Below are 24,360 nucleotides of genomic sequence, written 5' to 3'. Positions count from 1 at the left end.
ATGACCGCAACCTCATTGATCATTAACGTTTTAATTGCTTATGGAACTTGTCAAGCATTTTTTATAGCAGTTGTACTATTAAAGTCTAATAGGACATTATTTAAAAAACTATTTGCAGCCCTGTTAATTATTGAGGGAATCACGCTTTTTGAAAGATTCCTGGTAGAAACGGAACTCATCAATGCCATGCCTCATTTTTTAGGAATTGGTAATCCCATCAGCTTTTTAAAACCACCCTTAATGCTGTTTATGACAATGGGAATTACAATACATCATTTTAAATTAACAAAAAAAGATTATTGGCATTTTATAGGTTTTGGTTTTATGTTGATCTTAAATCTGCCATTCTATTTTCTAAAGGGCAATATAAAGTTAGAAACGGTGAGGGCATTTATGAATAGTATTCCCTCTTATTCCAGTTTAGAGTTTTATTTTACATTGAGTTTTTTTGCGTACATAGGCACCTATATCTATTTAAGCATTAAAAAACTAAAAGAATTCAAGAATGAAGTAACCAATAATATCCTGGTAAATTGGTATTACCATGTGTTATTGGGTTATTCTCTATTTTTATTGTTACACCTTATATACTTTGTTATTCAGCCCATTGGAAAATATAATTTTGCTATAGTCAATCAAATAAGTATGCTGGCAATGACTTTTATTATTCAGGCCATTGCCTATAAAATCATTGACAGGTCAACCATATTTAATAGTAAACCACCCAATTTGCATGATTTACAGCAAAGAAAAACAGACGAAAATGCCATTGTAGGGAAGTTTGAAAATGACAAAATATATTTAAACGACAATCTAAATCTCACTACTTTTTCTGAATCGATTGAACTTCCTTCAGCTTACGTTTCTGAAATTATCAATCAAAAGTTTAATTGCTCTTTTAAAAAATTACTCAGCCATTATCGACTTAAAGAAGCCAAAAACAACATTCATAAAAACAAGGACAACAAGATAAAATTAATTGATATCGCCTTTCAATCGGGATTTAATAACAAGGTTTCATTTTATAGAGCGTTTAAAGAATTCGAAGGGCTTTCTCCTTCTGAATATCTCGAAAAAATAAAAAGAATCTAAAAAATACGGTTACAGAACGGTTCTGTAATCAAATCAGACCACAATTTCCCTAATTTACCTTCAAAAACAGTATGCAATTCAAAGGTTCGGTAATTATTAATAAACCCAGGGAGGTTGTTGTGGATTCATTTATCAACCCAAATTTCAACAAAGATTATCAAGACGGTTTTATAAGGAAGGAATTAATAAGTGGCGTTGCAACACAAGTTGACGCTAAATCCAAAATGTATTATACGTATGGCAAACGAGATATGGTGTTGACCGAGACGGTTTTAAAAAATGAGCTGCCCAAATCGTTTGAAGCCTTTTACTCCCATAAGCATATGGACAATACTATGAAATGTACTTTTATTGAAATCGGTCCCGAAAAAACGGAGTATCGGTACGAGTTTGTGTACACACGAATCAATTGGGTCTTACCCAAACTCATGGCCATTTTGTTCCCTAGTATGTACAGAAAACAAGGTGACAAATGGATGAAACAATTTAAGGAATTTGTAGAAAGCCGATAATTCATGTGGGAAGAAAAATTAAAAGTATATGACCTATTGGTTGCAAAGTGTGACCGATTTGAAAGAAAAGGAAAAACAATGCCCTATACCTCAGCCAACGGTCATATGTTTTCACTTTTTAACAAGGCCGGTGAAATAGGCATTCGATTTTCTAAAGAAGTTCAGAAAAAATACCTAGAAGCGTTTGAAACCACTCTGTACAAATCCTATAATTCCATAATGCACGGATATATATTGATACCAGAACGGATGTGGGATGACTTGGACAAGCTAGCTATATACTTAAATGAAAGCTATGATTATGTAATGAGTTTGCCGCCGAAATGATGATTACAACAACACCATATAAAAAGGACTATCTCATAAGAAGCTGGTCATTGCACTTCATCCGCCATTCTTATTTCCGTTATTTCAAAGAAATCTGCACAAATATCCTCTGTTTCAAAAGATTCGTAGATAAAACCGCTGAATACTACACGCACACCATCAATTTCAAATTCTTCACTAAGATTACAAGGACTCAAGATTCCTATTGGGTTTCGATCTAGCTGTTCATCTGGATCAATAATAAATCCACAGACCTCATTCATTACCAATGTTCCATTTACCTTTTCTACCGTGGCAACTATACGTCTGCCACTTTCTTGATAGCACCCTGGTATAGGATTATCATCTGAGCACCCAAAGAATAAAGCCATGCTTATAATCAATGCTACTTTTTCCATACTTTTATTCTAGGATACTAAAATTAGCATTAGTTGCTTTTAACTGGTTATAAATGCTTAAAGTTCAAATAAAGGATTATCCCCATTAGTTGTCTTACAAACTATACATTAAAGAAATATGTCATTTGAACTTAATAACGAACACAGAGAATACTTAGGACTTCCGATTATCCCTGAGCATTGGGAAAGAGTTGATTTAAAGGGTGATTCATACAGACCAAAATCAGTTTTGTACTATGATGGCAATGTAATCAAACGGCATATCCAATCTACAGAAACGAGCTATATAGAAACCCAGTACAATGAAGAAACTGAAAATAGACAATTGCTGTTACCCAAAACAAATAAGGGCAAGCCTAAGAAACTTTCTCCTTCAACTCTTGAATCGAGAACACCAATTGGTGTTTATTTTAAGTATACCAATAATGGAATATATATCGGCAATCACACAACCCAAAGAGATTATTATTCAACCTATTTTGAAGCTATTAAGTTTAAGTCAATAGCGGAATTACCGAAATGGTTAGAAAAATATATCTCTGAAACGTCAAAAGAAGATTTAGAAGAGATAGAGGATTTCGCTTCAAGAAAAAGGGAGAGGGTAAAACTCAAGGAAGGCGATTATTTTGTTTTCAAGGTAGATAGAAGAAACTATGGCTTTGGAAGACTTGTCTGTGATCTTCGAAAACTTCGCAAAGACCCTGGGTTCAAATTACAGAAGAACTACGGAATCATGAATTTGATGACCCAGCCACTTGTAATTAAGGTGTACCATCTAATTCAAGGTACAAGAGAAGTGGACTTGGATTACCTTAAAAGACTGGATTGGATACCTTCTCAATATATAATGGACAATGCCTTGTTTTATGGTGATTTTGAAATTATAGGAAATCAACCTCTAGAAGATTGGGAGTTTGACTTCCCAATTTCTTACTCAAAAAGTAATAGGTATGACGACCCTTATACAGTATATCTACAATATGGAATGATTTACAAGGAAACATCCATCAAAAAGTTTAATAAGCATTTGAATGCGAACAATTCAAATAAAGATACCAAACCTTGGCAAAGGGTAAAGCATTCTAATATCCATCGAATGGAAGGCATCTCAGGTTCATTAAATTTTGATAAAAGTGTTTTGGAATCCTGTATTGCTGAGCATTCAAATCAGCCATATTGGGATTCAAAATATTTTGATAGGGATACGGATTTAAGAAATCCTAAGAATGGTAATGTCAAAAAAGAAATATTTGAATTCTTTAAGCTGGACTCAGAAAAAAACTATTATTACAACTATATTTCAATGGCCAACAACAAAAAGAGTTCTTTCCTAAAACCCAAAAGCTTCATAAAGAAATTATTTCAATAGTTTAAATTAAGGATGAACAATCACGTCGATTTAATTCCATATTGGAAGAATATTGATGTATTTTACATCGTCATAAGCAAGTTAACAAACATCAAATGCTTCTCAACAGACTCGTTAAATTTTTAAACGACAGGAAATCGAAGTCATATCCGTATTCCGATATTCTTCATTTATGGGAGGACGATTATGCAATGATCGAGCTTGTTCCATCGGAAAATTTGGAATTTGCAATTCAAGAGGGCCAAAGGATAAACGAATTTGGAGAAAAACACAGGGATGGACTAGGGTTTTCAGACATAACGGAAATTGCAGAATTAAAAGTAAAGGTGTTGGACAGGCAACTGGGCTTTTCAAAAGTTTTGGGAATTTTTCAATCAACAGAATTACCACCAATAACTAAGGTCGTTCATCAAAATGCTGGACTTAAAAAGTCGGAAGACCCCCCCTTTGGTTTTGGAAGTCAAAAATTCGGGATTTTATTGGAAGAAAATGATGGACACCTAAATCGGATTTGGTTAACAGGATCTACCAAGAATGAAGAAATCAAAAACCATATGAAATTGGGACTTCGTAAATTTTGTAAATACTTCGATTTCATAGCTGTTAACTGGTATCAAGGAACAGTTTTTGACTTACGGGAAGAAAATCAATTACTTGAGTTTGTTAATAAGGTTTGCTAACAACGGCTACAAGTAATTGCCTGTTCTCGCCTACTCCACCACCACCGGCTGTGTCCAGGCCCGTTCGTATTTGCTCTCGTCCAAAACCTTGGGGTTGCTTTGGTCCGAAATCACCTTGGTGCGGACCATGCTATTTGGAAAGCTCCTTAAAATGGCCCTTTACTACTCCATTTTTGGCCTGATCAATGATGTCTTAACCCTCCAACAAACGATTGACTATGCTCCGATAGGTCTGACCAATAGCAACTTTGTGATTTTGGATAAAGATTTGATTTCCTTGAATACGCTCGATCTTTTTTAAGGAAACGATAAAGGATTTATGGACACGTAAAAAACTGTCTTTTGGCAGTAAATTTTCCAAGGTTGATATTTTTTCATGGCTCAATATCATTTCTTCCTTAAAGAACACCTTGGAGTAATTTCCATAAGCCTGTACAAATAAAATGTCTTCCACATGAACCTGATGATACGTTTTGTCGCCTTTTAGAAAAAAACTGCCCTGTTCCCCACCACTGTTCGATGTTTCAATTGCACTTTCTTTCTTTGTTTCATTTACCCTGTTGACCGCCTTTAGGAAACGTTGAAAAGAAAAAGGTTTGAGCAGATAATCCAGCACATCAAATTCATAACCTTCCATAGCAAATTCCTTATGTGCTGAAGTCACTATGATTTTGGGTGGTGTGGATATTGTTTTCAACCATTCAAAGCCCGTCATTTTAGGCATGTTAAGGTCTAAAAAGATCAAATCCACCTTTTCTTGGGTGACCATCCTGGAAGCTTCAAAGGCATTATAGGCATTGCCTATCTTTTGTAAGTAAGGTAACTCTGCGCAATAGCCCTCAATGATTCGATGTGCTATGGGTTCGTCGTCAATGATACAATAGGTTGTCATCAGTGGGTATTAAGGTTCAAATGAACTGCATAGGTGGTTTTCGTTTTTTCAATCCTCAATTCATGTTTGTTGGGATAAATAAGCTCCAAACGTTTTTTTAGATTATGTAACCCAACACCTCCTTTTTCTGGGGAAATATCGGATTCACAATTATTCTCCATATGAAAAAGTATTCGACCATCCTGCGTTTTTAAACGTAAATAAATATACGCATTACCTATTGAGGGTTCCACGCCATGCTTGAACGCATTTTCCAATAAATTGATAAAAAGTAAGGGCGCGACCTGAATGCTCCCATCCACCTCATGGTCAAATTGGATCGCTACTTTTTTCCGGTATCGGATTTTATGCAGTTCAATATAGGTTTCCAAAAAATTGATTTCATCGGTTAAACCGACCCACTCTTTTTTTCCCTCATAAATGGTATAGCGCATCATATCGGAGAGTCCTAGGACAACCTCCGGGGCTTGGGGGGATTTTTCCACCACCAATCCGTACAAATTGTTCAACGTATTGAAGAAGAAATGCGGATTTACCTGGCTTTTCAGTAAAGCAAGTTCGGCCCTTGTCTTATCCGTCTTCAATATCCGCAACCAACGCCATTGTTCGTAAACCCACAAAGCAGTAAAAACTGGAATCGGAATAAACATGAAATTCGTCAAATACAGGCGATGATTTTCTGCTTGATTAGGTGCTATATTAAAAATGAAAAAATTATAGGCTATAACCAATCCGTACACAGAAAGAATGGCTACCCTATACTTTTTGAAAAAGTCAGGTAAAACAATGTAAGCCACTCCCAACCAGAATAGAATCAAAAGCGGAATAGTGATAGAACTATCCCAAATGCCCTTATAATGTGGTATAACAAGCATTACAGCCAGGAAAATGGCAATGATCCCTCCTTTGATCAAAGCCGTATAATATTTTTGAAAAAAACTATTCATAGCTCAAAAATAGGATTCCTACTATAGACTTCGCATCTTTTTGACCAACGCCGTTGGTTTTGGGTTAAACACCCAATTTTTTGTATTCAACTGTATTTGTCCAAGAATAATGGGTATGTGAGCTGTTTTCTACTGGGTCCATCAAAATAATTTCAAGGTGTTCCTAAGTGAAATTATGTTTGGATGGTAGTAACTAAATCCCGAATTATGATACGAATGATCTTGAAGATTTTAAAGTGGATTGGCTTGTCGATCACCTCACTACTACTGCTAATCATTTTAGTAGGATTATGCTTTCGACTGTTTAGAGACAAGCCACAACCCCCTGGGAAACTTGTTGATATTGGAGGCTTTAAACTCCATATCAATAGCACGGGAGAAAGAAACAGCAAACCAACTTTGGTCATTGAAGCAGGAGCAGGAGGGCATAGTGAATATTATAATTGGATAGCGGAAGGTCTTAGCGATAGCATGCGCGTTGTGCGTTATGACCGAGCTGGGATAGGCTATAGTGAACTAAGCGATACACCACGAGACCCTGAAACCGTTGCGCGTGAACTGCACGCTCTATTAGGAAGGACGGGAGAATCACCGCCCTATATTATGGCCGGCCACTCCCATGGAGGACATTACATTCGTGTATTTAAACAACTTTATCCCAACGAAGTGGCTGCCCTAGTTTTGTTGGATTCTGGGCATCCAGATGAACGTGAACGACTGCCCTGGCCTCCTTCCCCTAGTTGGTTAAACTCAATGTATTATACTGGAGCCGTTTTAGGAGATTTAGGTGTCTTGGATTTATACGTAACCCTGTTCGGGAATATCATGCTGGCGCCAGGTTTGCCCAAAGAAGTTACCGATCGTTACGACGACTACTTTTTAGATGGAAAATATCTATGGGGGTATTTAAAAGAACAAGAGTGGCATAAGTCATTGGAAGAAATGTCTAAAAAAGTAATGGTAAAAGATACCTTACCGATTAGGGTTTTTGCCGGAACACATCTAAACGAAAAAGCCCTTAGAGAAATGGGTTTGAACCCAGAGAAGATGAGAGCCAATCGGCAAAAGATGCAGGAAGAAATGGCAGCTCTTTCAACAAATGGCAAGGTATTCTTCCTTGATGGGGGTCATTTTACCATTTTCACCAAAAAGGAAAATGCGGATATTATCTGTAAAGAAATCATTGAACTTTTGGGAGAACTGGAACACTGACCGACAGCACTAATTGATAAATGATCATAAAAGATCTGTTTGTTAAACAAGAAACAATTTTACAGTCTCATAAACCGAACGTTTTTTGAGACTCTTGCCTTTTTCTTTCTCGGTTCCTTCTAGTGGCTGTTTGAATATACTCTTTGAAAAACTGGACTAGGGCTATTCACTATATTACCGTTTGTAAACGAATTTTATTCGGATAAAATACTATTATGACCTTGTATTCATTACTGTTTACTGGGACTTTAGTAAATTACTTCTATAAAAGAAATATAGTAACTTGTTACTATATACAATTGTTGTGTTTAATGTGGACAAATAACACGTTTTGAATTATTAATTAACCTCGCTTAATATATGAATAGTAAAACACGTTTAATAAAACACTTGATTTTGCTTTTAATCTTAATAAGTATTGGCGGATGTTCGAACAAGAAAACTGAATTCCAAGATTCTATTACGAATACAGAAGATGCAATGAGCTACCTTAGAGAATTGGAAGGGGAATGGATAGCTACACTTGAAGGCAACAATGACCTATATGGCTTTGAATACATTCTAAGTGCAAGAGATAATGTAATTATTGAAAGATTAAGAACTGATATACCAACAGAAATGTTAACGGTTTATAACGTTGAACATAAAACATTAAAAGCTAGTCATTTCTGTCAATTACAAAATCAACCTAAACTTGTAGCTGTAAATTCAGGAAAAGGAGATATAAATCTATTATGTACTGGAGAAGTAGGTAATACATCCAACCACGATGAATTTCACATGCACGGTTATCATATACTTAAAACTGGCAAAGGTTATAAAGTATGGATGGATATGTATGAAGACGGTGATATAATGATGAACAACAGATATGAATTATTTAGAGTTGATTCAGAACGAGGTCAAGAATTGACCAATTTGAAAGAAAAACACTAAACACAACAATGACTATAACCTGCCTGCCGGTTTACCTGCCTGCCGGCAGGCAGGCCCGCCCGTGGAGGGCAGGCAGGTTCATCACTACTTTCTAACTAACTTTAAAACCGATAACATTTAAACGGCTGTTTCGCAGTACTTCTTCTTTTGCCAGTACGTGGAATGCGTAGCTGAGCATTGATTATATACGCTTCCTGATATAGGTCATTTTCTTTCTTTTTCTTAGTCGATATATTTGTTTTCATCCATTTATACGGTGGTGAATCAAATTCTTGGTATAAAATAATAGCTTATGTCTAGTAAAAACAAAACTTTGTACAGCCGGTTGAACTATTTATTGGTGTTTCCCTTATTATGTGCGGGATTACTGATAAGTAGTTGCAATGAGCAAGCGCGCGGATTTGCATTACCTGCGGGCAACATTGAAGAAGGAAAGGCAACCTATACGAGCTTGGCCTGTAATACATGTCATAGTATTCCAGGGGTTGAGTGGACGGGAGGAAGTGATAGTCTCAAAATACAGCTAGGAGGTGAAGTATCTGCTCAGAAATCCTATGGGTACCTGGTTACTTCCATTATAAATCCTTCCCACAAAATCGCGCGGAGCTACAAACAAAAAAACCCGGACCACGGAGGTCTTTCAAAGATGAAGAATTACAATGAGGTTATGACCGTTCAGGAACTCATTGATTTGGTCACTTTTCTGCAATCGGAATATGATGTAATAGTACCACCCACGCATTACAATCCTTATTATTGAAGCGTTTAGGAGTGGACAAAAGCCCCGTAGGAACTATATTGAGGGATTGCCTCACTCCAAATAGAGGGGCAACGGCTAAACGTCCATACCGCTAAAAATTAACACTGGTTAATTTTCGGGTTTTTCAGATCAGAACGATTTATATACAAATCCGTTGTTCTCTATAAATTTTTCATTGTTCCGTAAAACGAAGGTTTAATGAGAATTCCTCTGATTTCCCACTATGTTTCTTAAATCAGCCGTTTTGTGGAACAGAAAATTCCTTGTTTATTTCATCCTTATGAAAATCATACGTCATCCTTACCAAAATCCAATGTGGAACAAAGAAAAACCTAATCCCCAGGCTGAAATCTGATATCTAAGAAGTGGGTAGGGCAATGAGTATCACAGCAGATCTTGCTTTTACCCAATAGTGCTTTTCTTCAACTGCTTTTGCGTTTTCAATCTGATTGATATCATTGGGATATGGCATGGAAGTATCAATCAAGCAAACCCACTGCTTTCTTCCAAGCTCTTTAGGGTCTGGAATCTCGAAATTCAAATTTTCGAAATATGCATTATACATCAAATGTATCACGGAAGGACTATCCTTTGCACTAACGGTACAAGCCAAGCTATGCGATGTAGGGCTCCAGTCTGGGTGTCTCAGTCGAACACCATGCCATTGGATATGTTGTTCAGTATTAAGGAAATCCAGTAAGGACAGATCAGGATAATTATCACCCAAATCCCTTTTTGATCTAAATCCGATCAACATCTTTGTAAATCGATGCAGAGCGGAATTGGCTTCTACAAGGTCCCAGTTGAACCAACTTATTTCATTATCCTGACAGTAGGCGTTATTATTGCCCAATTGTGTACGCCCCACTTCATCTCCCATCAAGAGCATTGGAGTACCATAGGAAAGTAAGGTAACGGCTAAGAAATTCTTTATCTGCTGTTCCCGTAATTTGTTTATAGCCGGATCGGTCGTCGGCCCTTCAACACCACAGTTCCAACTAAGATTATTATTCTCGCCATCGCGGTTGTTTTCTCCGTTGGTTTCGTTGTGCTTTTTATTATAACTGACCAAATCCATCAACGTAAATCCATCATGGCACGTAATAAAGTTAATGCTGGTCTCTGCGTGTTGTTCCTTATGGGCATAGATGTCTGGGCTTGCCAATATCCTTGATGCAAAATTTGAGACAGATCCTCTATCTCCTCTTACAAAGCTGCGTATGTCGTCCCTAAACTTACCGTTCCACTCTTTCCATTTATCCCCGATAAAATGCCCGACCTGATAGAGACCTGCGGCGTCCCAAGCCTCCGCAATGAGTTTGGTTCCGGCCAAAATAGGATCAGATTCGATTTCCCAAAGTAGAGGTGGGTTCTTTTGCGGATTTCCAAACTCGTCTCGCGACAATATAGATGCCAGATCGAATCGGAATCCGTCAACATGCATTTCGGACACCCAAAACCGCAGACTATCTCTGATCATTCTCCTTACCACAGAATGATGGGCGTTGACCGTATTGCCACAGCCCGAATAATTGCCATAAATCCAACTGTCACCTTCCATTAAATAATAGGCTCTATTTTCAATGCCTTTAAAACTGAAAGTGGGGCCCTTTTCACCGCCTTCGGCCGTATGATTGAAGACCACGTCGAGAATGACTTCTATTCCAACCCTGTGCAACGCCTTGACCATATCCCGGAATTCATCTAAAGGTCCCATGACATCCTTGCGCGAACTGTATGCTCTATGCGGTGCAAAAAAGGATACAGGGCTATAGCCCCAATAATTTTTTTTCCCTTCCGGGGCGTCATCTTCGTCAAATTGAAAAACGGGAAGTAATTCTACTGCGGTAATCCCCAAATCCTTTAAATAGGGGATTTTTTCGATCAGCCCGGAATACGTACCTCTCCTATTGCTTTTTAATCCAGAACTGGGATGCCTGGTAAAACCCTTAATGTGCAATTCATAGATAATCGTTTCGGAAAAGGGGCAGCGCGGATGGGAATCTCCTTCCCAATCGTAGACGCTGGTATTTACCGCAACACTTTTCATTGCACTGCCAACATTGTCGCCCGGTTTCATGGCTAGAATACGCTGATATGCTTTGGGTAGAACCACCAACTTGCTATAGGGGTCGAGCAGTACCTTTTTTGAATCAAAACGATGTCCTTTATCAGGTTGAAACGGACCATGAACACGGAATCCATACATCTGTCCTGCCTTAAGCCCTTCAACAAAAACATGCCAATAGAATTCTGTTCTGTTCCGCTTTTTGTCTAAAACTATTATTTCATTGGGTTTGCTCGCCTCAGGCCCATCAAATAACAACAACTCTATACCGGTACTATTCTTGGAATAGACACTAAAATTAACCCCATTATGCTGTACCGACGCGCCAATCGGAAAAGCCTGGCCATTAGCAATATTTTTATGCTTCTTCAGCGTCATTGACTATTCCTGTTTCTATATTTTTTGATTAGATTTCGCAATCCTTCCGAAAATTCTTCGTTGATCGCATCCCAATCAAAGGGTGCTCTCACCGAAAGATCTGAACCGGGATTGGCACCATCCACGGGAGTCAAATTATACCCGCAGTTCTCGGTTCCATTGTAGATAACCACCGGACGGTCTAAGGAAAGTAATAGTTCAAACGCATCCAATAAGACCTTGATATTCCCTTTACAATGTAATAGGAACCGATCCATATCATGATTATCCAAAAATGTCACCATAATGTAATCGGACGGAACCTTCTGAAAATGCTCTTTTATTTTGGACTCTAATTTTTTATTTAATAGAAGATCAACCTCCTTTCTGGTTGCCTCCACCAAGATAGAATTCAATTTAAAGTCTAGAACCCCATCCAATTCCCCGTAATACTCTAATTGGATCTCTTCCTGGGACATTCCAAATTTTCTCTTCAATCTTTTATTTTTAAGTCCTGTAGTCTTATATAGGCTTTTGTCCAAACCCTGTGCCCAAACCTCCCCTATGAAAACAGCCTTGGGGTAACGTTTTTTCATTTTTTTTCTAAACACTTTCCAAAATCGATGTGAAGGTCCTATTGCATGGTCTATTCTAAAACCGTCAAGACCTTTTGACATCCAATAATCTGCTACATCAATCATGTAGTCTCGAGTACTCTTATTGTTCAGGTTTAATTTGGGTAGTTCTTTAAAGTTGAGAAAAGACCGATATTCCTCTGGCCACTTCTCAAAAATGAACCAATCTGAGTACTTACTTTTCTTATTGTGGTAGGCATCCTTGAAAAAGGGATGTTGTACGGCGCAATGGTTCGGGACAAAATCGGCTATTACTTTGAGACCTCTGCTATGTGCCTTGTTGATCAATTCTTTCAAGTCTTCTTCAGCACCAAAATGCGGGTCCACTTTTTTAAAATCCGTTATATGGTATCCGTGATAATTGGTGGTTTCATAGAATGGAGAAAGCCAAAGAACGTTTACACCCAAATTTAATAGGTAATCCAGTTTTTTTATGACACCGTTTAGGTTTCCTCCCAAAAACTCAGGCTGATTCTCAGTTTTCTCAAAGCCATGGAACCTATCGATAAATACTTGATAGATTATCGCTTTTTTGAACCAGTTTAATGTGCTCATTATTTTTTCATTTTCCAGTGTGCCAAACTGCCATTAAGTTACGATTTTAAGCAATTTGTTATTTTCAAACTTCAGTTGTTTTTTCATCTCGTGTAACCGGCTCGCTATGGCCAGAAAAACTGTTTGCGAGAACCTGATTCTGTAGGCTTCGGATTTAATTGAAAGTGTAACTATAGGGTACCATGAAACCAAGGTTTTTTTAGCACAACACCCATCCCTACTCCACCACCACCGGCTGGGTCCAGGCCCGTTCGTATTCGCTCTCGTCAAAAACGTTTTGGTGGGTTTTATTGGCCGGCACTGACATGATGCCTTAAATCACCGGTTTTCCTCCAAAAAGTAGTATTTTCATGGGGTATAGTATGGATATATGGAGTTTTCTCCATATCCAGGAGTTGGTGGTAATATAAAAGACAAAAAAGTAAATGACTAATCATAAAATAAGTGAACCTCTATTTAAAATAGACTACAATAAATGGGATCTCCTTAAAAATCCAGAAACGGGATTATTAATAGAACCCGTACCAATTGAAGACTTTGACAGGTTTGAATATTGGAGTGATGAACTTAATAGACCTGTAAGACAAATTATTTCTAAAAAAAAACGTCGGCTTTATGCTGATTATCTAAACTTAAATACTGCATCGTTATATCGAAGAGTATCATCGCTTCTTGGGGTTAGTCCATACGATGATGAGATTAGTAAAGAGAAATATGAAGAATTATGCCAGATAGCCCTCCTCAAGCACAATTATCAAAAACAAATTAACTACGAAATACTCATACCATTTCAATCACTAGCGCTCACTTTTTTAAAATATAAAGAAAAAACGCTAATACGTAAAGCAAATACGCTATATGAAGTCAACTGCGAAAAACAAAGGGTAGAAAAAACATCATTAATCTCAGAGAACATTATTGACAAAGCTAAAGGAATCAGCGAATATGAATTTTATTATTCTGTCATTCAGACAATGATTGAAAAGAATGGAGAGGAGTTCCTTTCAAATAATAGAGCTCTTTAATTAGCATATGACCATTGGTTAGTCATTTTGGCGGGTATTTTTAAAGGTTAACTTTATCTCTGAATGAAAAAAGAAGCGATTTTTGATTTGGCCATCTTGTTAGTCACGTTTTGCGCCTCATGGTACTTTAAGACATTTTTGCCCTCGCAACTACAAGGGCCTTTTGTAGTGGTATCCACAAGTTTAACTGCCCTACTTATAATTAAAATAAGAAATCTCTCCACGGCAGAGCTTGGATTACGACCACGGTCCCCGAATAAGGTATTTGCCAAAGAAGTAGTTCAAGTTGCTTTGTTGATTTTTGCGGTTCAATTCATTGGACTTATCGTCATTGGATTTTTGTTTGGCAGACCAGAAGCAGGAAGTGCTGTGGATAATCTCCCTAAAACCATTCTCGGATTTATTCTTGACAACGTATTAATTGTTTGGATTGTGACGGCATTCGGGGAGGAATTCATTTTTCGCGGAATAATAATTAACAGACTAAAATTGCTATTTACATCCAATAATTCACTCCTTAATTTTTGTTTGATTTCAGGGATTCAGGCGATATGGTTCGGAATGGCACATCCTAGTCAAGGATTATCCGGTATCCTTATTACCGGACTAATTGGTTTTGCCTTGGGGTTCTATTTTTTAAAAAATCAGAAAGGTGGTTTATGGCCGCTCATTATTGCGCATGGGCTTATTGATACAATTGTTTTAACGGCTAATTTCATTTGATCGAATTCCGAGATGTAAATGAATGGAAAAAGAAAGATTGGTACAAAACTAAATTTGGAACCAATACTGGCAAATGCTAACTGCACAATGCTTTGTGTTTATATGTTTGTCATTTTTCTGGTCAACAGCTAGCTCCATTAAAAGGTCTTTATGCGGTAGCGGCTCGTATGTTGAGGATAAAGGCTCCAAATACTTCTATAGGTGCTAGATTCGGTTTTCATCCAAAAAGTAGTATTTTCATGTGGTATAGCATGGACATAAGTTAGTTGTCGACAAGCCGAAAAAAAATGGAACGGATAGGAAGAATCAATAGAAGAAAGATTTATTACGTTCAGATTAGAAACAACACTGAATGGAAATTTTCATTGCCGAAAAATGATTGGGTCGCGTTTACGATTGCGAATAAAGAAGATGAGCAATTAGTTCCACCGGCAGCAAAAATATGTATGGATAAAAACGTTTCCTATACTTGTAGTGCCGGAACCTTAGCACATTGGACCGAACAATACTTTGACGAAGAAATTACTGGGCGAGCGTTTGATTATGAAATGCAGACGAAACAGGAGTTTGACTACGAATCTTCACCAATAACGACAGCTCATCAAAATTTCAACGAAGGATTTTGGTTCGCAACCACATTAGCTCACGACGCACATAAAGAAATTGACAAAGTTGTCTGTTTGGACTTTACCAAACGGAAAGTAAAAAAGCATTTGACCGAACTGATCGACAAAATAAACAATGGTTGGTTACCAAGTGATGAGGAAATTGAGCTTGCAGAATATGATAACTGACAAAAAAGCCTGTAGGCAGGAATTATAGTGGAGGTTGTTGGGGAAATGTCTGAAAACCGAAATTCTAATTAAACATTGAGAAGAAAAGAAATTTATTGGTTGCTTGGAACAATCACCTTAGTGCTCATTTTGAATCTAGCAATTTTTGGAATTGACGGATTTAAAACTGACTCGACTTTTAGCTTGAATGTTCATGACACATACTACGTGGTTGAAAACATTCAATTTTTATTTCCACTTTTTGTTTTGATGTTTTTTTGCGTTTATAGTATCCGAACACTAGTGCGGAATTTTAAAAATTTGACTGCAAATCTGATTTTAATGATTGCAACGATTCTTTTAATTTTACTTATCGCAAGTGTAAATTCAATCGTTGATTCGCTGATACAACAAACTTCAGGCTGGACCATATATCCTCCTTTAAGTTCCGAAGAAATTGTATCGGAAATTGAACCTGGGGTCAAACCATATGAAAACAATTTTGAGGTTTTTTCCAATGCGATGCTCATAGTCCAAATATTGCTGCTGATTTTATTGGGGTACTGTGGGTTTAAAACTGGACTGAATTATAAACGAAGGGAATAAAAAACCTTTTTCAACATTGGCTATTACCAGCAAGAAGGAATCATGATCAAATCGTTAGCCATAATGTAAAAAATGAGAATTGTAATCTATTTATCACTTCTATTGTTTCAATGCCAAATAGCAATTGGACAAGAAGATGCTATCTATATTTCTGACGATAAGCTGTATGGCGAATTAAAAGAAGGGCTTTCAAAACAAGATACAATCATAGAATTAAAGCAAAATGAAATTCTATTGGGAAAAGGAGCAGTCGCAGTAAGTAAGTATGGAGTGAGCAACTTAAAGGTTGGTTACTGGAAAGAATACCATGAAAATGGAAATCTAAAAATGGAAGGAGATTACCGATTAGGCTCTTACATAAGTTGTTGTACTGGTGGAGCGTGCAGGTCTTTCCACTATTATCGGACCGGACCATGGAAATTCTATACCGATAAAGGTGAACTAAAATACGAATTGACTTTTGAACCGACTGAATTACATATTGATACGGCCTGCGAAGGCGGAGACAAATTACTATTTGGAACAATAAAAGAAATTCCGCTAAAATATTGGGGAGATTTGACAAGTGCCGAAATATTCGAACTTCAGCGAATTAGAACCGAAAACGATTATTCCATTGAAATTTGGACACCTTTGAACGGACGAATTTTTATTGAGTCAAAAATAAAATAACGTACCGTAGCTAGCTACAACCATAACCCTCTCGCCGGTTTCCCCCAAAAAAGTAGTATTTTCATGTCTTATTAGTCAGGATAATCGGTAGTTGCCAACACGCTGAAAAAAATGGATTTAAAAAACACAGAGCTTACGTCAATCAAATTTTGAATGATGGAAATTAAGCATAAAATAGATTCTGAATTTATTTCAATTTGTGAGCAGATTTTAAAAGAAAATCTAGACTTAAACGATTGGAGTCTAATTGAAAGTAGCGACCAATTCCAAACGGAACAATATTGTGGCGGATTCGATGGAACAGAAAAAGAATTTACTTTTAGTTTCTATAATGATAATGGTACTGAATTTTGGTTTCAATTACCGCTTTCCGATATTACAAAAGTAGTAGAGGGAACAATTACCGAAATTAAAATGAGTAACGCGGAATAAAAAACGGTGTACAACAATGGCTATAACCTGCCTGCCAGCAGGCAGGGTTCATAGCTAGGACCGTTATGTGCAAGCTAAAAACAATAACAAAATTGAAACAAAATGAAACAAAATGGCTCTGTTGTAATTCCAACAATGAGATACAAGGATGCCTTGAAAGCAATCGAATGGCTATGTAATGCTTTCGGATTTGAAAAGCATTTGATCGTGCCAGGTGAAGACGAAACCATCGCTCATGCACAGCTAAGTTTTGGCAATGCTATGATTATGTTGGGTTCTGAAAATGATAATGGGTATGGTAAATTCGTAAAGACACCAAAAGATCTTAATGGATTTAATACACAAGCCCCATATATTGTTGTTGAAGAAATAGATAAACATTATCAAAGGGCGATTGCAGGTGGAGCAAAGATAATATTAGATATCAAAGACGAGGATTATGGTGGTCGAGGATACAGTTGTCAAGATCCAGAGGGGCACCTATGGAACTTTGGTTCATACAATCCATGGAGCAATGAAAAATAAAAGCCTACACACAACAAAAAATAAAGCGCATTAAAAACGCGCTTTATTCAGGTAGTTGGCTGTAAGTAAAACCAGACAATGAGAAATTAAACAAATAAATCGGAAATATTATGCGAGTCTATTTACAAAAATTTAATCTAACCTATCCACTGTTATTTTTTGTGCTTTGCATTGCGTGTAATACCAATTCTTCAAGTGACATTAAAAATAAATCAAGTTTTAAACCTATTATCGAAAGACTTTCAATTCAAGGTAATTGGAAAGATGCAATTGATATTGCAAACATTGAACTACAAAAAACGACCTCTGACAAGCAAAACTCATATTATTATCTGGTTTTAGGGCAAAATTATTTTTTTTTGGAAGACTATGATTTATCTGCAGCTAATTTCAAAAAGGTTATAGATAACTCTAAAAAAAATGCGGATTCAGAACATTTAGGTGAAGCATATTATGGTTTGGGAGATATAAATTATCTCAAATGGGCTTATTTTAAACAAGAGGAAGCTTTAAATATCTCAAAAGCTTATTTGGATTCTTCTTTAATTCAGGCAAAGCAGGGAAAACTTTTTGAACTTGAATCAAAAGTTCTATATAGACTTGGTACAATTTTACAAATTCAAGGGCAGAATAAGGAAAGTCTTCAATATTTTGAAAAAGGACTAAAGATATCGTTTTCGATTTCAGACACTGCTGGAATGATTAGGAACGATACTCATAAAGCAGCAGAGCTAATGAGAAATGGCAAATTGGATTCAGCATTATTCCATTATACCCGCGCATACAATTATGGAAAACAAATTAATAGTAATTATACAGAAGCGCATTCACTATGTAATTTAGGACAATATTATTTTGATATTGATGAAACTCTCAAAGCAAAGAGTTATTTTGATAAAGCTATGTATTTATCCGAAGAATTAGGTCAACGAATTGTTATGTGTAGAAGTTATTACGGATTAAGTTTAATTGAAAGAAGATTAGGTAATAAGGAGAATGCAGCTAAGTATGCCAAAAAAGGCTTGAAATCAGCGACTGACAAAGAATATAGCATCTACATGCAAGCATTTATGAGTTTAGTTGAAAACATTGAAAATGATAATAACTAATACCAACAGCCAACATTGTTTATAGTGCATAGCTACCCTAAGGGATAACTACCGCACCATACACTTTCCGTTGTGAGTAATTAAATCCACATTTACCATGAATTACAAAATATTATTTCTGGCCTTCTCATTTTTATTTAGCCTGACAATAGTTCAAGCTCAAATAATTGATGTTCATGTTCATAGTTATTCTTCTTTTGATTATTGGGGAGGATTTCAGCATCCAACAGGCATTCAATCACCTAAAACTGCAGACGAACATTTACAACAGACCATTGCTTTATTAGATAAACATAAAATTGAATTCGCTGTAGTAAGTGGGACTTCTATGGAAAGCGTTGAAAAATATGTTTCGGCCGATGCAAGGTTTATCCCTGGATATATGGATGATGAGGAATTAATTTCCATCGATAAATTTGAGAAATTAATAATAGAAGGTAAAATAGAAGTTTTTGGAGAAATATCAGGAGTTTATTTTGGTCGAACACTTAATGATCCAATCTATGCTCCTTATTTACAACTTTGTGAGAAATATGAGGTTCCTGTCGCCTATCATACTGGAGGAGGACCTCCTATGACTCCATATAATTGCTGCCCAAAATTTAGAATTTCCCTGGGAGATCCGCTTCTTATCGAGGACGTCTTAGTAAAATATCCAAAACTAAAGGTTTACCTAATGCATGGCGGTGAAGTTTTTTTTGAACATGCAATAAGAATGTTATCACTTTATAGACATCTATATATTGATCTTGGTGTTTTATTATGGGTCGATCCAATAGTTAATGACTATGCTATACGACTGCTTAAATTGGCTAAAAATGCAAGAGTATTAGATCGGGTTATGTTTGGTTCAGATCAAATGGTATGGCCGGAAGCCATATCTAAATCCATAGAATTTCTTAACAGCATGGATTTCTTAACTGAAGAAGAAAAAAAGATGATCTTATACGAAAATGCAAAAACATTCTTAAACATAGAACGATAACTACTCACCCACCACCACCGGCTGCGTCCAGGCCCGTTCATATTCGCTCTCGTCAAAAACATTTTGGTGGGTTTGTTGACCGGCACTGACATGATGCCTTAAATCACTGGTTTTCATCCAAAAAGTAGTATTTTCATGTGGTATAGCATGGACATAAGTTAGTTGTCGACAAGCCGAAAAAAAGATGTAAGCCGGAAAATTAATATGAGCAAGCAAAAACTGATTAAAAGACTAAAGAGTTATTATCCTATGGAAAGATTTCATGCTTTTGTAACTTTCCCAGCGATATTGGTTTATCTAATCCTTAATAACTCATTTGTAGATATATTTTTTCTATTGTACGGAATTTTAGTTTGTATAATAATACTAATTCAAGGTCAACACTATTGGAAATTAAAGTTATATAGATTAATGAACAAGCCCTTCAGTCAAGAAAAAAATCTAAATATTTTCAGGAATTCCAAAAAAATAAATTTGATATTAATTGGTCTGATTCCAATAATATTTGCAATTCAATTGTATCAAAATGACTGGGGAACTATACCTGAAAACTTGATTTTGTGGGGAATGTTAGCCAATTTTTTCGCAATTCTTGAACATATAAACTATTATAACCGTCAGTTAATGATCGACAATTCAGCTGATTTAGAATATTTAAAGCGGAATAAAAAATTAAAAATTGCAAGTTTAGCTAAAGACTTAAAAGAGAGTGAACTATAGAGCCAACACCTGGCATATGATGGCTATAACCCATTGTGCCTGCCTGCCCTCCAAAGGCGGGCAGGCAGGTAAATAGGCAGGCAGGGTTTTGTGGCACACCAAAATAATAGCCGAGACCGTTATAAAACATTTTGTAACCCGAATGGACGTAAAATTATTCTTTCCAATTATTTTCTTTTTCATAATCATCGCTTGTGACAATAGAACCCAAAAGGAAAAATTTGACAAACACGTTTACGATGAATACCATTCCAAGTATAACGGAATTGTTATAGCAAAGTACATTGATAACAATGACCATAACAGACACATAATAAAAATAGAACACGAAGTATTTGGAATAAATAGAAAGGATTTGACCTTTCAAAGTCTACAGTTATTTGACTTTATCCAAGTTGGAGATACGCTATTAAAAGATAATCAATCCATCAAATTAAATATAAAACGAATGAATTTGGACACAGTAATTCCCCTAGATTTCGGCAATGTTAAAGGAAAGAATCTATATTACTGGGAAAATCAATATGTAAAACGGGAATTTAGTATTGATGATTGACGAGATAATTGGATATACCATTTTTCATCTCATACTGAATACAATCAGTGGGACGATTAGATAGATTTATGGCTCGATTTGGAGAACTATTTTCAAAAAGCCAAAGTTTAAATTCAAGAAATACCTGTTCAGAAGAAAAAGAATAACTTAAACACATAATTGACGGTTATGCGAAACCGTTAGACCTCATTAAAACTAATTTCATTGCTAATAAATAATTCCATATTCAAAAAGTTAGCAAATCAAGTTTTAGAAAACACTTTGGTTAAAGAAGACCTCAGAGTTTATTGTTTTGACCAAACTGAAAAAGCTCTTAAAAGTTGGGAATCCAATAAACCCAATAAGGCAACGCGAGATATTAACAAAGCGATTCAATTCTTGCCGGATGTTCCGTTCCTTTTAATCATGAAAGCGTTATTTTATTGTTCCGCTAAAAAAACTGTGGAATCAAATTCCATTATTGATTCTCTTAACGAAATAGAACTCTCCGAACTGGAATTGAATTTAATGCAGTATATAGCAAGTTGTAATCATGTCCATGAAAGGAAGTTTCATGAATCAATTTGGTTTGCTGATGAGATAATAAAAAGAGATGAAAAAGCATACTATGCATATTTCCCAAAGGCAATTTCTCTACAAGAGTTAAATGAACACAAAAAGGCGATTAAAAATTTCAAGATAGCTCTAAAAGAAAAATTACTATTAAACGAAATTAAAGCGTGTTTAGCATTCAGCTACATGAAAAACAAAAAATTTATTAAAGCTTTGGTTTTACATCTAAGTGTCAAAAAATATTTCGAAGAGAATTACAAAGTAAATCACCATATTGGAGTAAATTTCTTTTTATTAAATTTCTTTGCCAAAAGTCTGAAATATGTCAACAAGTCAATTGAATTAAAATCGGATTTTGCCGAAGCCTATAGGACAAGAGGATTGATTTACTTGACGCAAGGAAAAAAAAGCAAAGCTAAAGAGGAATTAGAAATAGCAAGAAAACTAGGCGCAACTGATATTGACAAAACAATGAATAGATTTAAATTGAATGAAAAAAATAACGAGGCCTAACCAGGGCTATAACCTGCAGGCAGGTTCATCACGCCTTAGCGAGACGTAATCATAGCCATGACCGTTAAAGTTCAAAGAAAGAAATAGATGAACATAGTAAGACAATTTGATGTATTCGAAAAAGCTTCAGATTACATTTACGAAGAAATTGAAATCGAAAGTTTTGACCTGGAAGCTGCTAAAAAACATCTTGACAATACAGAAAATGACCCGTTGCTTTACAATGGATATAAGATTGAAGGAAAAATAAAATCATACTTTGAAAGCCTTGGCTACAAGTTCCTTACCGATAGGTATGATTATTTCTTATGTTGCTACCAAGATGATAACAAGTAAAAGCCTAAATGAATGATGAAAACAGAGTATGTTATCAACGGAACTCGAATTAAAAGTGAAAAGGTATTCTATAATGAAATTGAAAAAGTACTTACTAGTGGTTTAACTTGGAAGATTGGAAGGAACTTAAATGCATTTAATGATGTTTTAAGAGGAGGATTTGGATGTTATGATTATGGAGAAAAGTTTATTCTTAAATGGAAGAATTTTAGTGTTAGCGAAAGACATTTGGACCCTGGATTCTTAAAGAGGGTTTTGGAGATATTAGAAGAAAATGAAAATGTAACCTTTGTAAAGTTCAAATAAACGATTGCTCAGCGTACTATTAGCTTATGAAAAATGAATTAGGAAATTGACTCTGAATCTGCAAAATATTTTGGAAAAAATCTTGACGCATTTAATGATGCAATTACAGCAGAAGGACCTGGCTTTCCAAGAGATTGTATAATTGAAATTGTCGGAACTGAAAAACTTGAGAAAATATTTGGAAAGGAAGAATTTGACTTTATTATTGGACTTTTAAGAGATGCGGAATTTGTAGAATTGATAGTGGAAAAATCAGAAGAATGAAATACAAGAATATTCCATCTGTGATTCACAATTTTGGACATAGCTTTTTAAGCTATGAAAACTATGTCGATTCTGACTTCGTAATTTATGAACTAAATAAAATAAACGGAAAGAATTACGACATCAGAATTGATTGGAAAACAAAAGAGTTTCAACCGAAAAATATGATTTCTGATAGAATAACTAAATCAATTGAATTTTGGTATGACAACATCAATGAACACTTTCATTCGCAGAATGTGGAATTTGATTCTCTAAAATCATTTGAGCTAATTTGGAGAAATGGAGAAAAACCAAAAGTCATTGCAACTGACGATAGAGGAAAATCATACGAAAAGGAGATAACAAAAACATTGTAAACTGAATAAAAAACTACAGCTAACAACGGTTATAACCTGCCCCACAAGTTAGCAAAAAGTAGTATTTTCATGAGGTATAATATGGATATATGGAGTTTTCCGGGTATCCGGTAGTTGGCAATCATTTATTCAAATCAATGAAGGAATTAGGCATTTTTACAAAATTAGCAATAGGATTGGGACTTCTTTTTTTAGTTTATAGTTTTCTAAGTAGAATTATTCCAATCTATTTTTTTTGGGAAAGCGAAATTTTCTGTTTGATATTCTTAGCCCTTGGAATTATAGGATTACTTTGGGATGGAATGAGAAAAAGGAAAGCGCTAAATAAGCGGACAATCTGGAATAAAGTAGGAATAGGACTAATTTGTTTTATCGCCTTGATTCAAGTTGCACTAATGACCATGCTTCCGATGACAGAAGCGTACAAGGTATCTATAGAATACATAAAAGATAATGACGAGATCAAATCTGAATTAGGGAAAGTGGTTGATCTTCAAATTATTCCCTCGGGAGGTATTACCATAAAGCGGACCTTGGATAATGAGATGGGAAGTGCAAACATTGGTTTCATTGTTAAGGGTACTAGAGGATATAAAAAAGTAAGAGTTCGATCATCAAAACAATATAAGGACATTTGGAAGGTAACTGGAATCAAGTAAAACCTTTTACCAACAACAACCATAACCTGCCTGCCCTCCAAAGGCGGGCAGGGTTTTGTGGCACACCAAAATAATAGCCTGGACCCTTAACAAACCCTTGAAAAATGGCCTACCAAAAAATTATTGTTGGAATCGGAGTTCTACTTGGGCTTCTTCTACTTCGTAGAACCAAACCGACTTTTTTAAAGGCAATTTTAATCGGACTTGCCATAAGTTTCGGACTGATTTTCTTTACGGAAAAATTGCTGGTCAATATTTCGTTTTTCAGTTTTGGTATACTTACGCTTGGGTTTTCAATTCATCAGGGGATACATAAAAAATGGAGGAATTTTATAATCGGATTATTTGCCTTTTTATCCTTCCTGTGGAGTTTATCGCATTGGCCGCTTATTGGGGAGCTTCGATTCTTGATGATTATTCCAATAGCCCTTTATGTATGGACTTTGGTCAAAAAAAGGGAAACGGAAAATGGCCTATCCATTATTACAATTTTGGCCTGGTATGA

The 24,360-nt window shown here is 35.9% G+C and carries 30 protein-coding genes; 25 read left to right on the top strand and 5 right to left on the bottom strand.

The window, feature by feature from the left end; translation table 11 throughout:
- The 3 genes from ACRD67_RS01735 (at position 1) to ACRD67_RS01725 (ending at position 1,931) form a co-directional block, all read left to right on the top strand.
- Positions 1–1,092, top strand: coding sequence for a helix-turn-helix domain-containing protein (locus ACRD67_RS01735; RefSeq protein WP_430965306.1), 1,092 nt, complete (start codon positions 1–3; stop codon positions 1,090–1,092).
- Between the two features lie 224 nt (positions 1,093–1,316).
- Positions 1,317–1,604 (top strand): hypothetical protein, encoded by a 288-nt coding sequence (locus ACRD67_RS01730; RefSeq protein WP_430965305.1) that lies wholly within the window; start codon positions 1,317–1,319, stop codon positions 1,602–1,604.
- Positions 1,605–1,607: 3 nt separating this feature from the next.
- Complete coding sequence (locus tag ACRD67_RS01725) at positions 1,608–1,931, top strand: hypothetical protein (protein ID WP_430965304.1); 324 nt, start codon at positions 1,608–1,610, stop codon at positions 1,929–1,931.
- Between the two features lie 47 nt (positions 1,932–1,978).
- On the opposite strand, the gene ACRD67_RS01720 is transcribed toward ACRD67_RS01725, so the two are convergent.
- Positions 1,979–2,329, bottom strand: a complete 351-nt coding sequence (locus tag ACRD67_RS01720; RefSeq protein ID WP_430965303.1) for a hypothetical protein — start codon at positions 2,327–2,329, stop codon at positions 1,979–1,981.
- A gap of 118 nt (positions 2,330–2,447) precedes the next feature.
- On the opposite strand from ACRD67_RS01720, the gene ACRD67_RS01715 reads away from it, so the two are divergent.
- Positions 2,448–3,698: an immunity 26/phosphotriesterase HocA family protein gene (locus ACRD67_RS01715; protein ID WP_430965302.1), complete on the top strand. Its 1,251-nt coding sequence runs from the start codon at positions 2,448–2,450 to the stop codon at positions 3,696–3,698.
- 95 nt (positions 3,699–3,793) lie between these two features.
- Positions 3,794–4,378, top strand: coding sequence for a hypothetical protein (locus ACRD67_RS01710; RefSeq protein WP_430965301.1), 585 nt, complete (start codon positions 3,794–3,796; stop codon positions 4,376–4,378).
- Positions 4,379–4,571: 193 nt separating this feature from the next.
- On the opposite strand, the gene ACRD67_RS01705 is transcribed toward ACRD67_RS01710, so the two are convergent.
- Both ACRD67_RS01705 and ACRD67_RS01700 read right to left on the bottom strand, forming a co-directional pair.
- A complete protein-coding gene (locus tag ACRD67_RS01705) occupies positions 4,572–5,270 on the bottom strand; it encodes a LytR/AlgR family response regulator transcription factor (RefSeq protein ID WP_430965300.1) in 699 nt (232 codons plus the stop codon).
- Complete coding sequence (locus tag ACRD67_RS01700; protein ID WP_430965299.1) at positions 5,270–6,217, bottom strand: sensor histidine kinase; 948 nt, start codon at positions 6,215–6,217, stop codon at positions 5,270–5,272. The genes ACRD67_RS01705 and ACRD67_RS01700 overlap by 1 nt, the downstream gene beginning before the upstream one ends.
- Before the next feature lie 207 nt (positions 6,218–6,424).
- On the opposite strand from ACRD67_RS01700, the gene ACRD67_RS01695 reads away from it, so the two are divergent.
- From ACRD67_RS01695 to ACRD67_RS01685, 3 genes are all read left to right on the top strand, one after another.
- Positions 6,425–7,429 (top strand): alpha/beta hydrolase, encoded by a 1,005-nt coding sequence (locus tag ACRD67_RS01695; protein ID WP_430965298.1) that lies wholly within the window; start codon positions 6,425–6,427, stop codon positions 7,427–7,429.
- A 360-nt stretch (positions 7,430–7,789) separates the two neighbouring features.
- A complete protein-coding gene (locus ACRD67_RS01690; RefSeq protein WP_430965297.1) occupies positions 7,790–8,365 on the top strand; it encodes a hypothetical protein in 576 nt (191 codons plus the stop codon).
- Between the two features lie 292 nt (positions 8,366–8,657).
- Positions 8,658–9,125 (top strand): hypothetical protein, encoded by a 468-nt coding sequence (locus ACRD67_RS01685; RefSeq protein WP_430965296.1) that lies wholly within the window; start codon positions 8,658–8,660, stop codon positions 9,123–9,125.
- A gap of 358 nt (positions 9,126–9,483) precedes the next feature.
- Here the strand turns inward: ACRD67_RS01685 and glgX are convergent, their stop codons facing one another.
- Both glgX and ACRD67_RS01675 read right to left on the bottom strand, forming a co-directional pair.
- Positions 9,484–11,571 carry a glycogen debranching protein GlgX gene (gene glgX / locus ACRD67_RS01680; RefSeq protein WP_430965295.1) on the bottom strand — a complete coding sequence of 696 codons (2,088 nt, stop codon included), beginning with the start codon at positions 11,569–11,571 and terminating at the stop codon, positions 9,484–9,486.
- Complete coding sequence (locus ACRD67_RS01675) at positions 11,568–12,740, bottom strand: alpha-amylase family glycosyl hydrolase (protein ID WP_430965294.1); 1,173 nt, start codon at positions 12,738–12,740, stop codon at positions 11,568–11,570. The genes glgX and ACRD67_RS01675 overlap by 4 nt, the downstream gene beginning before the upstream one ends.
- A 425-nt stretch (positions 12,741–13,165) precedes the next feature.
- Here ACRD67_RS01675 and ACRD67_RS01670 point away from each other — a divergent pair, with 425 nt between their 5' ends.
- From ACRD67_RS01670 to ACRD67_RS01590, 17 genes are all read left to right on the top strand, one after another.
- Positions 13,166–13,765: a hypothetical protein gene (locus tag ACRD67_RS01670; protein WP_430965293.1), complete on the top strand. Its 600-nt coding sequence runs from the start codon at positions 13,166–13,168 to the stop codon at positions 13,763–13,765.
- Between the two features lie 63 nt (positions 13,766–13,828).
- Positions 13,829–14,488 carry a CPBP family intramembrane glutamic endopeptidase gene (locus ACRD67_RS01665; RefSeq protein ID WP_430965292.1) on the top strand — a complete coding sequence of 220 codons (660 nt, stop codon included), beginning with the start codon at positions 13,829–13,831 and terminating at the stop codon, positions 14,486–14,488.
- A gap of 287 nt (positions 14,489–14,775) precedes the next feature.
- A complete protein-coding gene (locus ACRD67_RS01660; protein WP_430965291.1) occupies positions 14,776–15,282 on the top strand; it encodes a DUF7684 family protein in 507 nt (168 codons plus the stop codon).
- Between the two features lie 75 nt (positions 15,283–15,357).
- Entirely contained in the window at positions 15,358–15,867 is a 510-nt protein-coding gene (locus tag ACRD67_RS01655) for a hypothetical protein (protein WP_430965290.1), read from the top strand.
- A 72-nt stretch (positions 15,868–15,939) separates the two neighbouring features.
- The gene (locus ACRD67_RS01650; protein WP_430965289.1) at positions 15,940–16,539 is read left to right on the top strand and encodes a toxin-antitoxin system YwqK family antitoxin; all 600 of its coding nucleotides are present in this window, start codon (positions 15,940–15,942) and stop codon (positions 16,537–16,539) included.
- Positions 16,540–16,692: 153 nt separating this feature from the next.
- Positions 16,693–16,971, top strand: a complete 279-nt coding sequence (locus tag ACRD67_RS01645; protein ID WP_430965288.1) for a hypothetical protein — start codon at positions 16,693–16,695, stop codon at positions 16,969–16,971.
- Positions 16,972–17,073: 102 nt separating this feature from the next.
- Positions 17,074–17,496 carry a VOC family protein gene (locus ACRD67_RS01640; RefSeq protein ID WP_430965287.1) on the top strand — a complete coding sequence of 141 codons (423 nt, stop codon included), beginning with the start codon at positions 17,074–17,076 and terminating at the stop codon, positions 17,494–17,496.
- A 110-nt stretch (positions 17,497–17,606) separates the two neighbouring features.
- Positions 17,607–18,605, top strand: a complete 999-nt coding sequence (locus ACRD67_RS01635; protein WP_430965286.1) for a tetratricopeptide repeat protein — start codon at positions 17,607–17,609, stop codon at positions 18,603–18,605.
- Positions 18,606–18,702: 97 nt separating this feature from the next.
- Positions 18,703–19,590, top strand: a complete 888-nt coding sequence (locus tag ACRD67_RS01630; protein ID WP_430965285.1) for an amidohydrolase family protein — start codon at positions 18,703–18,705, stop codon at positions 19,588–19,590.
- A gap of 204 nt (positions 19,591–19,794) precedes the next feature.
- Positions 19,795–20,310, top strand: coding sequence for a hypothetical protein (locus ACRD67_RS01625; RefSeq protein WP_430965284.1), 516 nt, complete (start codon positions 19,795–19,797; stop codon positions 20,308–20,310).
- Positions 20,311–20,452: 142 nt separating this feature from the next.
- The gene (locus ACRD67_RS01620) at positions 20,453–20,866 is read left to right on the top strand and encodes a hypothetical protein (protein WP_430965283.1); all 414 of its coding nucleotides are present in this window, start codon (positions 20,453–20,455) and stop codon (positions 20,864–20,866) included.
- A gap of 204 nt (positions 20,867–21,070) precedes the next feature.
- Complete coding sequence (locus ACRD67_RS01615; RefSeq protein WP_430965282.1) at positions 21,071–21,931, top strand: tetratricopeptide repeat protein; 861 nt, start codon at positions 21,071–21,073, stop codon at positions 21,929–21,931.
- Positions 21,932–22,018: 87 nt separating this feature from the next.
- The gene (locus ACRD67_RS01610) at positions 22,019–22,267 is read left to right on the top strand and encodes a DUF7683 domain-containing protein (protein WP_430965281.1); all 249 of its coding nucleotides are present in this window, start codon (positions 22,019–22,021) and stop codon (positions 22,265–22,267) included.
- Positions 22,268–22,279: 12 nt separating this feature from the next.
- A complete protein-coding gene (locus ACRD67_RS01605; RefSeq protein ID WP_430965280.1) occupies positions 22,280–22,573 on the top strand; it encodes a barstar family protein in 294 nt (97 codons plus the stop codon).
- A gap of 45 nt (positions 22,574–22,618) precedes the next feature.
- On the top strand, positions 22,619–22,837 hold the full coding sequence (locus tag ACRD67_RS01600) for a barstar family protein (protein ID WP_430966174.1): 219 nt from the start codon (positions 22,619–22,621) through the stop codon (positions 22,835–22,837).
- Positions 22,834–23,196: a hypothetical protein gene (locus ACRD67_RS01595; RefSeq protein ID WP_430965279.1), complete on the top strand. Its 363-nt coding sequence runs from the start codon at positions 22,834–22,836 to the stop codon at positions 23,194–23,196. Before ACRD67_RS01600 ends, ACRD67_RS01595 begins: the two co-directional genes overlap by 4 nt.
- Positions 23,197–23,333: 137 nt before the next feature.
- Positions 23,334–23,855: a cytochrome c oxidase assembly factor Coa1 family protein gene (locus tag ACRD67_RS01590; RefSeq protein ID WP_430965278.1), complete on the top strand. Its 522-nt coding sequence runs from the start codon at positions 23,334–23,336 to the stop codon at positions 23,853–23,855.
- Positions 23,856–24,360: the final 505 nt, after the last annotated feature.

Origin of the sequence: Eudoraea algarum, from assembly GCF_050589645.1 — a bacterium.
Lineage (GTDB): Bacteria > Bacteroidota > Bacteroidia > Flavobacteriales > Flavobacteriaceae > JBNGOQ01.
Note: the sequence above shows the minus strand (reverse complement) of the source record. Positions and strands in the feature narration are given on the sequence as shown.

Bases quoted from the DNA above. Each gene is read 5' to 3' on its own strand.
- ACRD67_RS01665 (WP_430965292.1), top strand. From the start codon at position 13,829: ATGAAAAAAGAAGCGATTTTTGATTTGGCCATCTTGTTAGTCACGTTT.
- ACRD67_RS01720 (WP_430965303.1), bottom strand. From the start codon at position 2,329: ATGGAAAAAGTAGCATTGATTATAAGCATGGCTTTATTCTTTGGGTGC.
- ACRD67_RS01605 (WP_430965280.1), top strand. From the start codon at position 22,280: ATGATGAAAACAGAGTATGTTATCAACGGAACTCGAATTAAAAGTGAA.
- ACRD67_RS01690 (WP_430965297.1), top strand. From the start codon at position 7,790: ATGAATAGTAAAACACGTTTAATAAAACACTTGATTTTGCTTTTAATC.
- ACRD67_RS01715 (WP_430965302.1), top strand. From the start codon at position 2,448: ATGTCATTTGAACTTAATAACGAACACAGAGAATACTTAGGACTTCCG.
- ACRD67_RS01730 (WP_430965305.1), top strand. From the start codon at position 1,317: ATGTATTATACGTATGGCAAACGAGATATGGTGTTGACCGAGACGGTT.
- glgX (WP_430965295.1), bottom strand. From the start codon at position 11,571: ATGACGCTGAAGAAGCATAAAAATATTGCTAATGGCCAGGCTTTTCCG.
- ACRD67_RS01590 (WP_430965278.1), top strand. From the start codon at position 23,334: ATGAAGGAATTAGGCATTTTTACAAAATTAGCAATAGGATTGGGACTT.
- ACRD67_RS01630 (WP_430965285.1), top strand. From the start codon at position 18,703: ATGAATTACAAAATATTATTTCTGGCCTTCTCATTTTTATTTAGCCTG.
- ACRD67_RS01660 (WP_430965291.1), top strand. From the start codon at position 14,776: ATGGAACGGATAGGAAGAATCAATAGAAGAAAGATTTATTACGTTCAG.
- ACRD67_RS01640 (WP_430965287.1), top strand. From the start codon at position 17,074: ATGAAACAAAATGGCTCTGTTGTAATTCCAACAATGAGATACAAGGAT.
- ACRD67_RS01685 (WP_430965296.1), top strand. From the start codon at position 8,658: ATGTCTAGTAAAAACAAAACTTTGTACAGCCGGTTGAACTATTTATTG.
- ACRD67_RS01650 (WP_430965289.1), top strand. From the start codon at position 15,940: ATGAGAATTGTAATCTATTTATCACTTCTATTGTTTCAATGCCAAATA.
- ACRD67_RS01675 (WP_430965294.1), bottom strand. From the start codon at position 12,740: ATGAGCACATTAAACTGGTTCAAAAAAGCGATAATCTATCAAGTATTT.
- ACRD67_RS01620 (WP_430965283.1), top strand. From the start codon at position 20,453: ATGGACGTAAAATTATTCTTTCCAATTATTTTCTTTTTCATAATCATC.
- ACRD67_RS01700 (WP_430965299.1), bottom strand. From the start codon at position 6,217: ATGAATAGTTTTTTTCAAAAATATTATACGGCTTTGATCAAAGGAGGG.
- ACRD67_RS01645 (WP_430965288.1), top strand. From the start codon at position 16,693: ATGATGGAAATTAAGCATAAAATAGATTCTGAATTTATTTCAATTTGT.
- ACRD67_RS01610 (WP_430965281.1), top strand. From the start codon at position 22,019: ATGAACATAGTAAGACAATTTGATGTATTCGAAAAAGCTTCAGATTAC.
- ACRD67_RS01695 (WP_430965298.1), top strand. From the start codon at position 6,425: ATGATACGAATGATCTTGAAGATTTTAAAGTGGATTGGCTTGTCGATC.
- ACRD67_RS01670 (WP_430965293.1), top strand. From the start codon at position 13,166: ATGACTAATCATAAAATAAGTGAACCTCTATTTAAAATAGACTACAAT.
- ACRD67_RS01705 (WP_430965300.1), bottom strand. From the start codon at position 5,270: ATGACAACCTATTGTATCATTGACGACGAACCCATAGCACATCGAATC.
- ACRD67_RS01735 (WP_430965306.1), top strand. From the start codon at position 1: ATGACCGCAACCTCATTGATCATTAACGTTTTAATTGCTTATGGAACT.
- ACRD67_RS01595 (WP_430965279.1), top strand. From the start codon at position 22,834: ATGAAATACAAGAATATTCCATCTGTGATTCACAATTTTGGACATAGC.
- ACRD67_RS01710 (WP_430965301.1), top strand. From the start codon at position 3,794: ATGCTTCTCAACAGACTCGTTAAATTTTTAAACGACAGGAAATCGAAG.
- ACRD67_RS01725 (WP_430965304.1), top strand. From the start codon at position 1,608: ATGTGGGAAGAAAAATTAAAAGTATATGACCTATTGGTTGCAAAGTGT.
- ACRD67_RS01635 (WP_430965286.1), top strand. From the start codon at position 17,607: ATGCGAGTCTATTTACAAAAATTTAATCTAACCTATCCACTGTTATTT.
- ACRD67_RS01625 (WP_430965284.1), top strand. From the start codon at position 19,795: ATGAGCAAGCAAAAACTGATTAAAAGACTAAAGAGTTATTATCCTATG.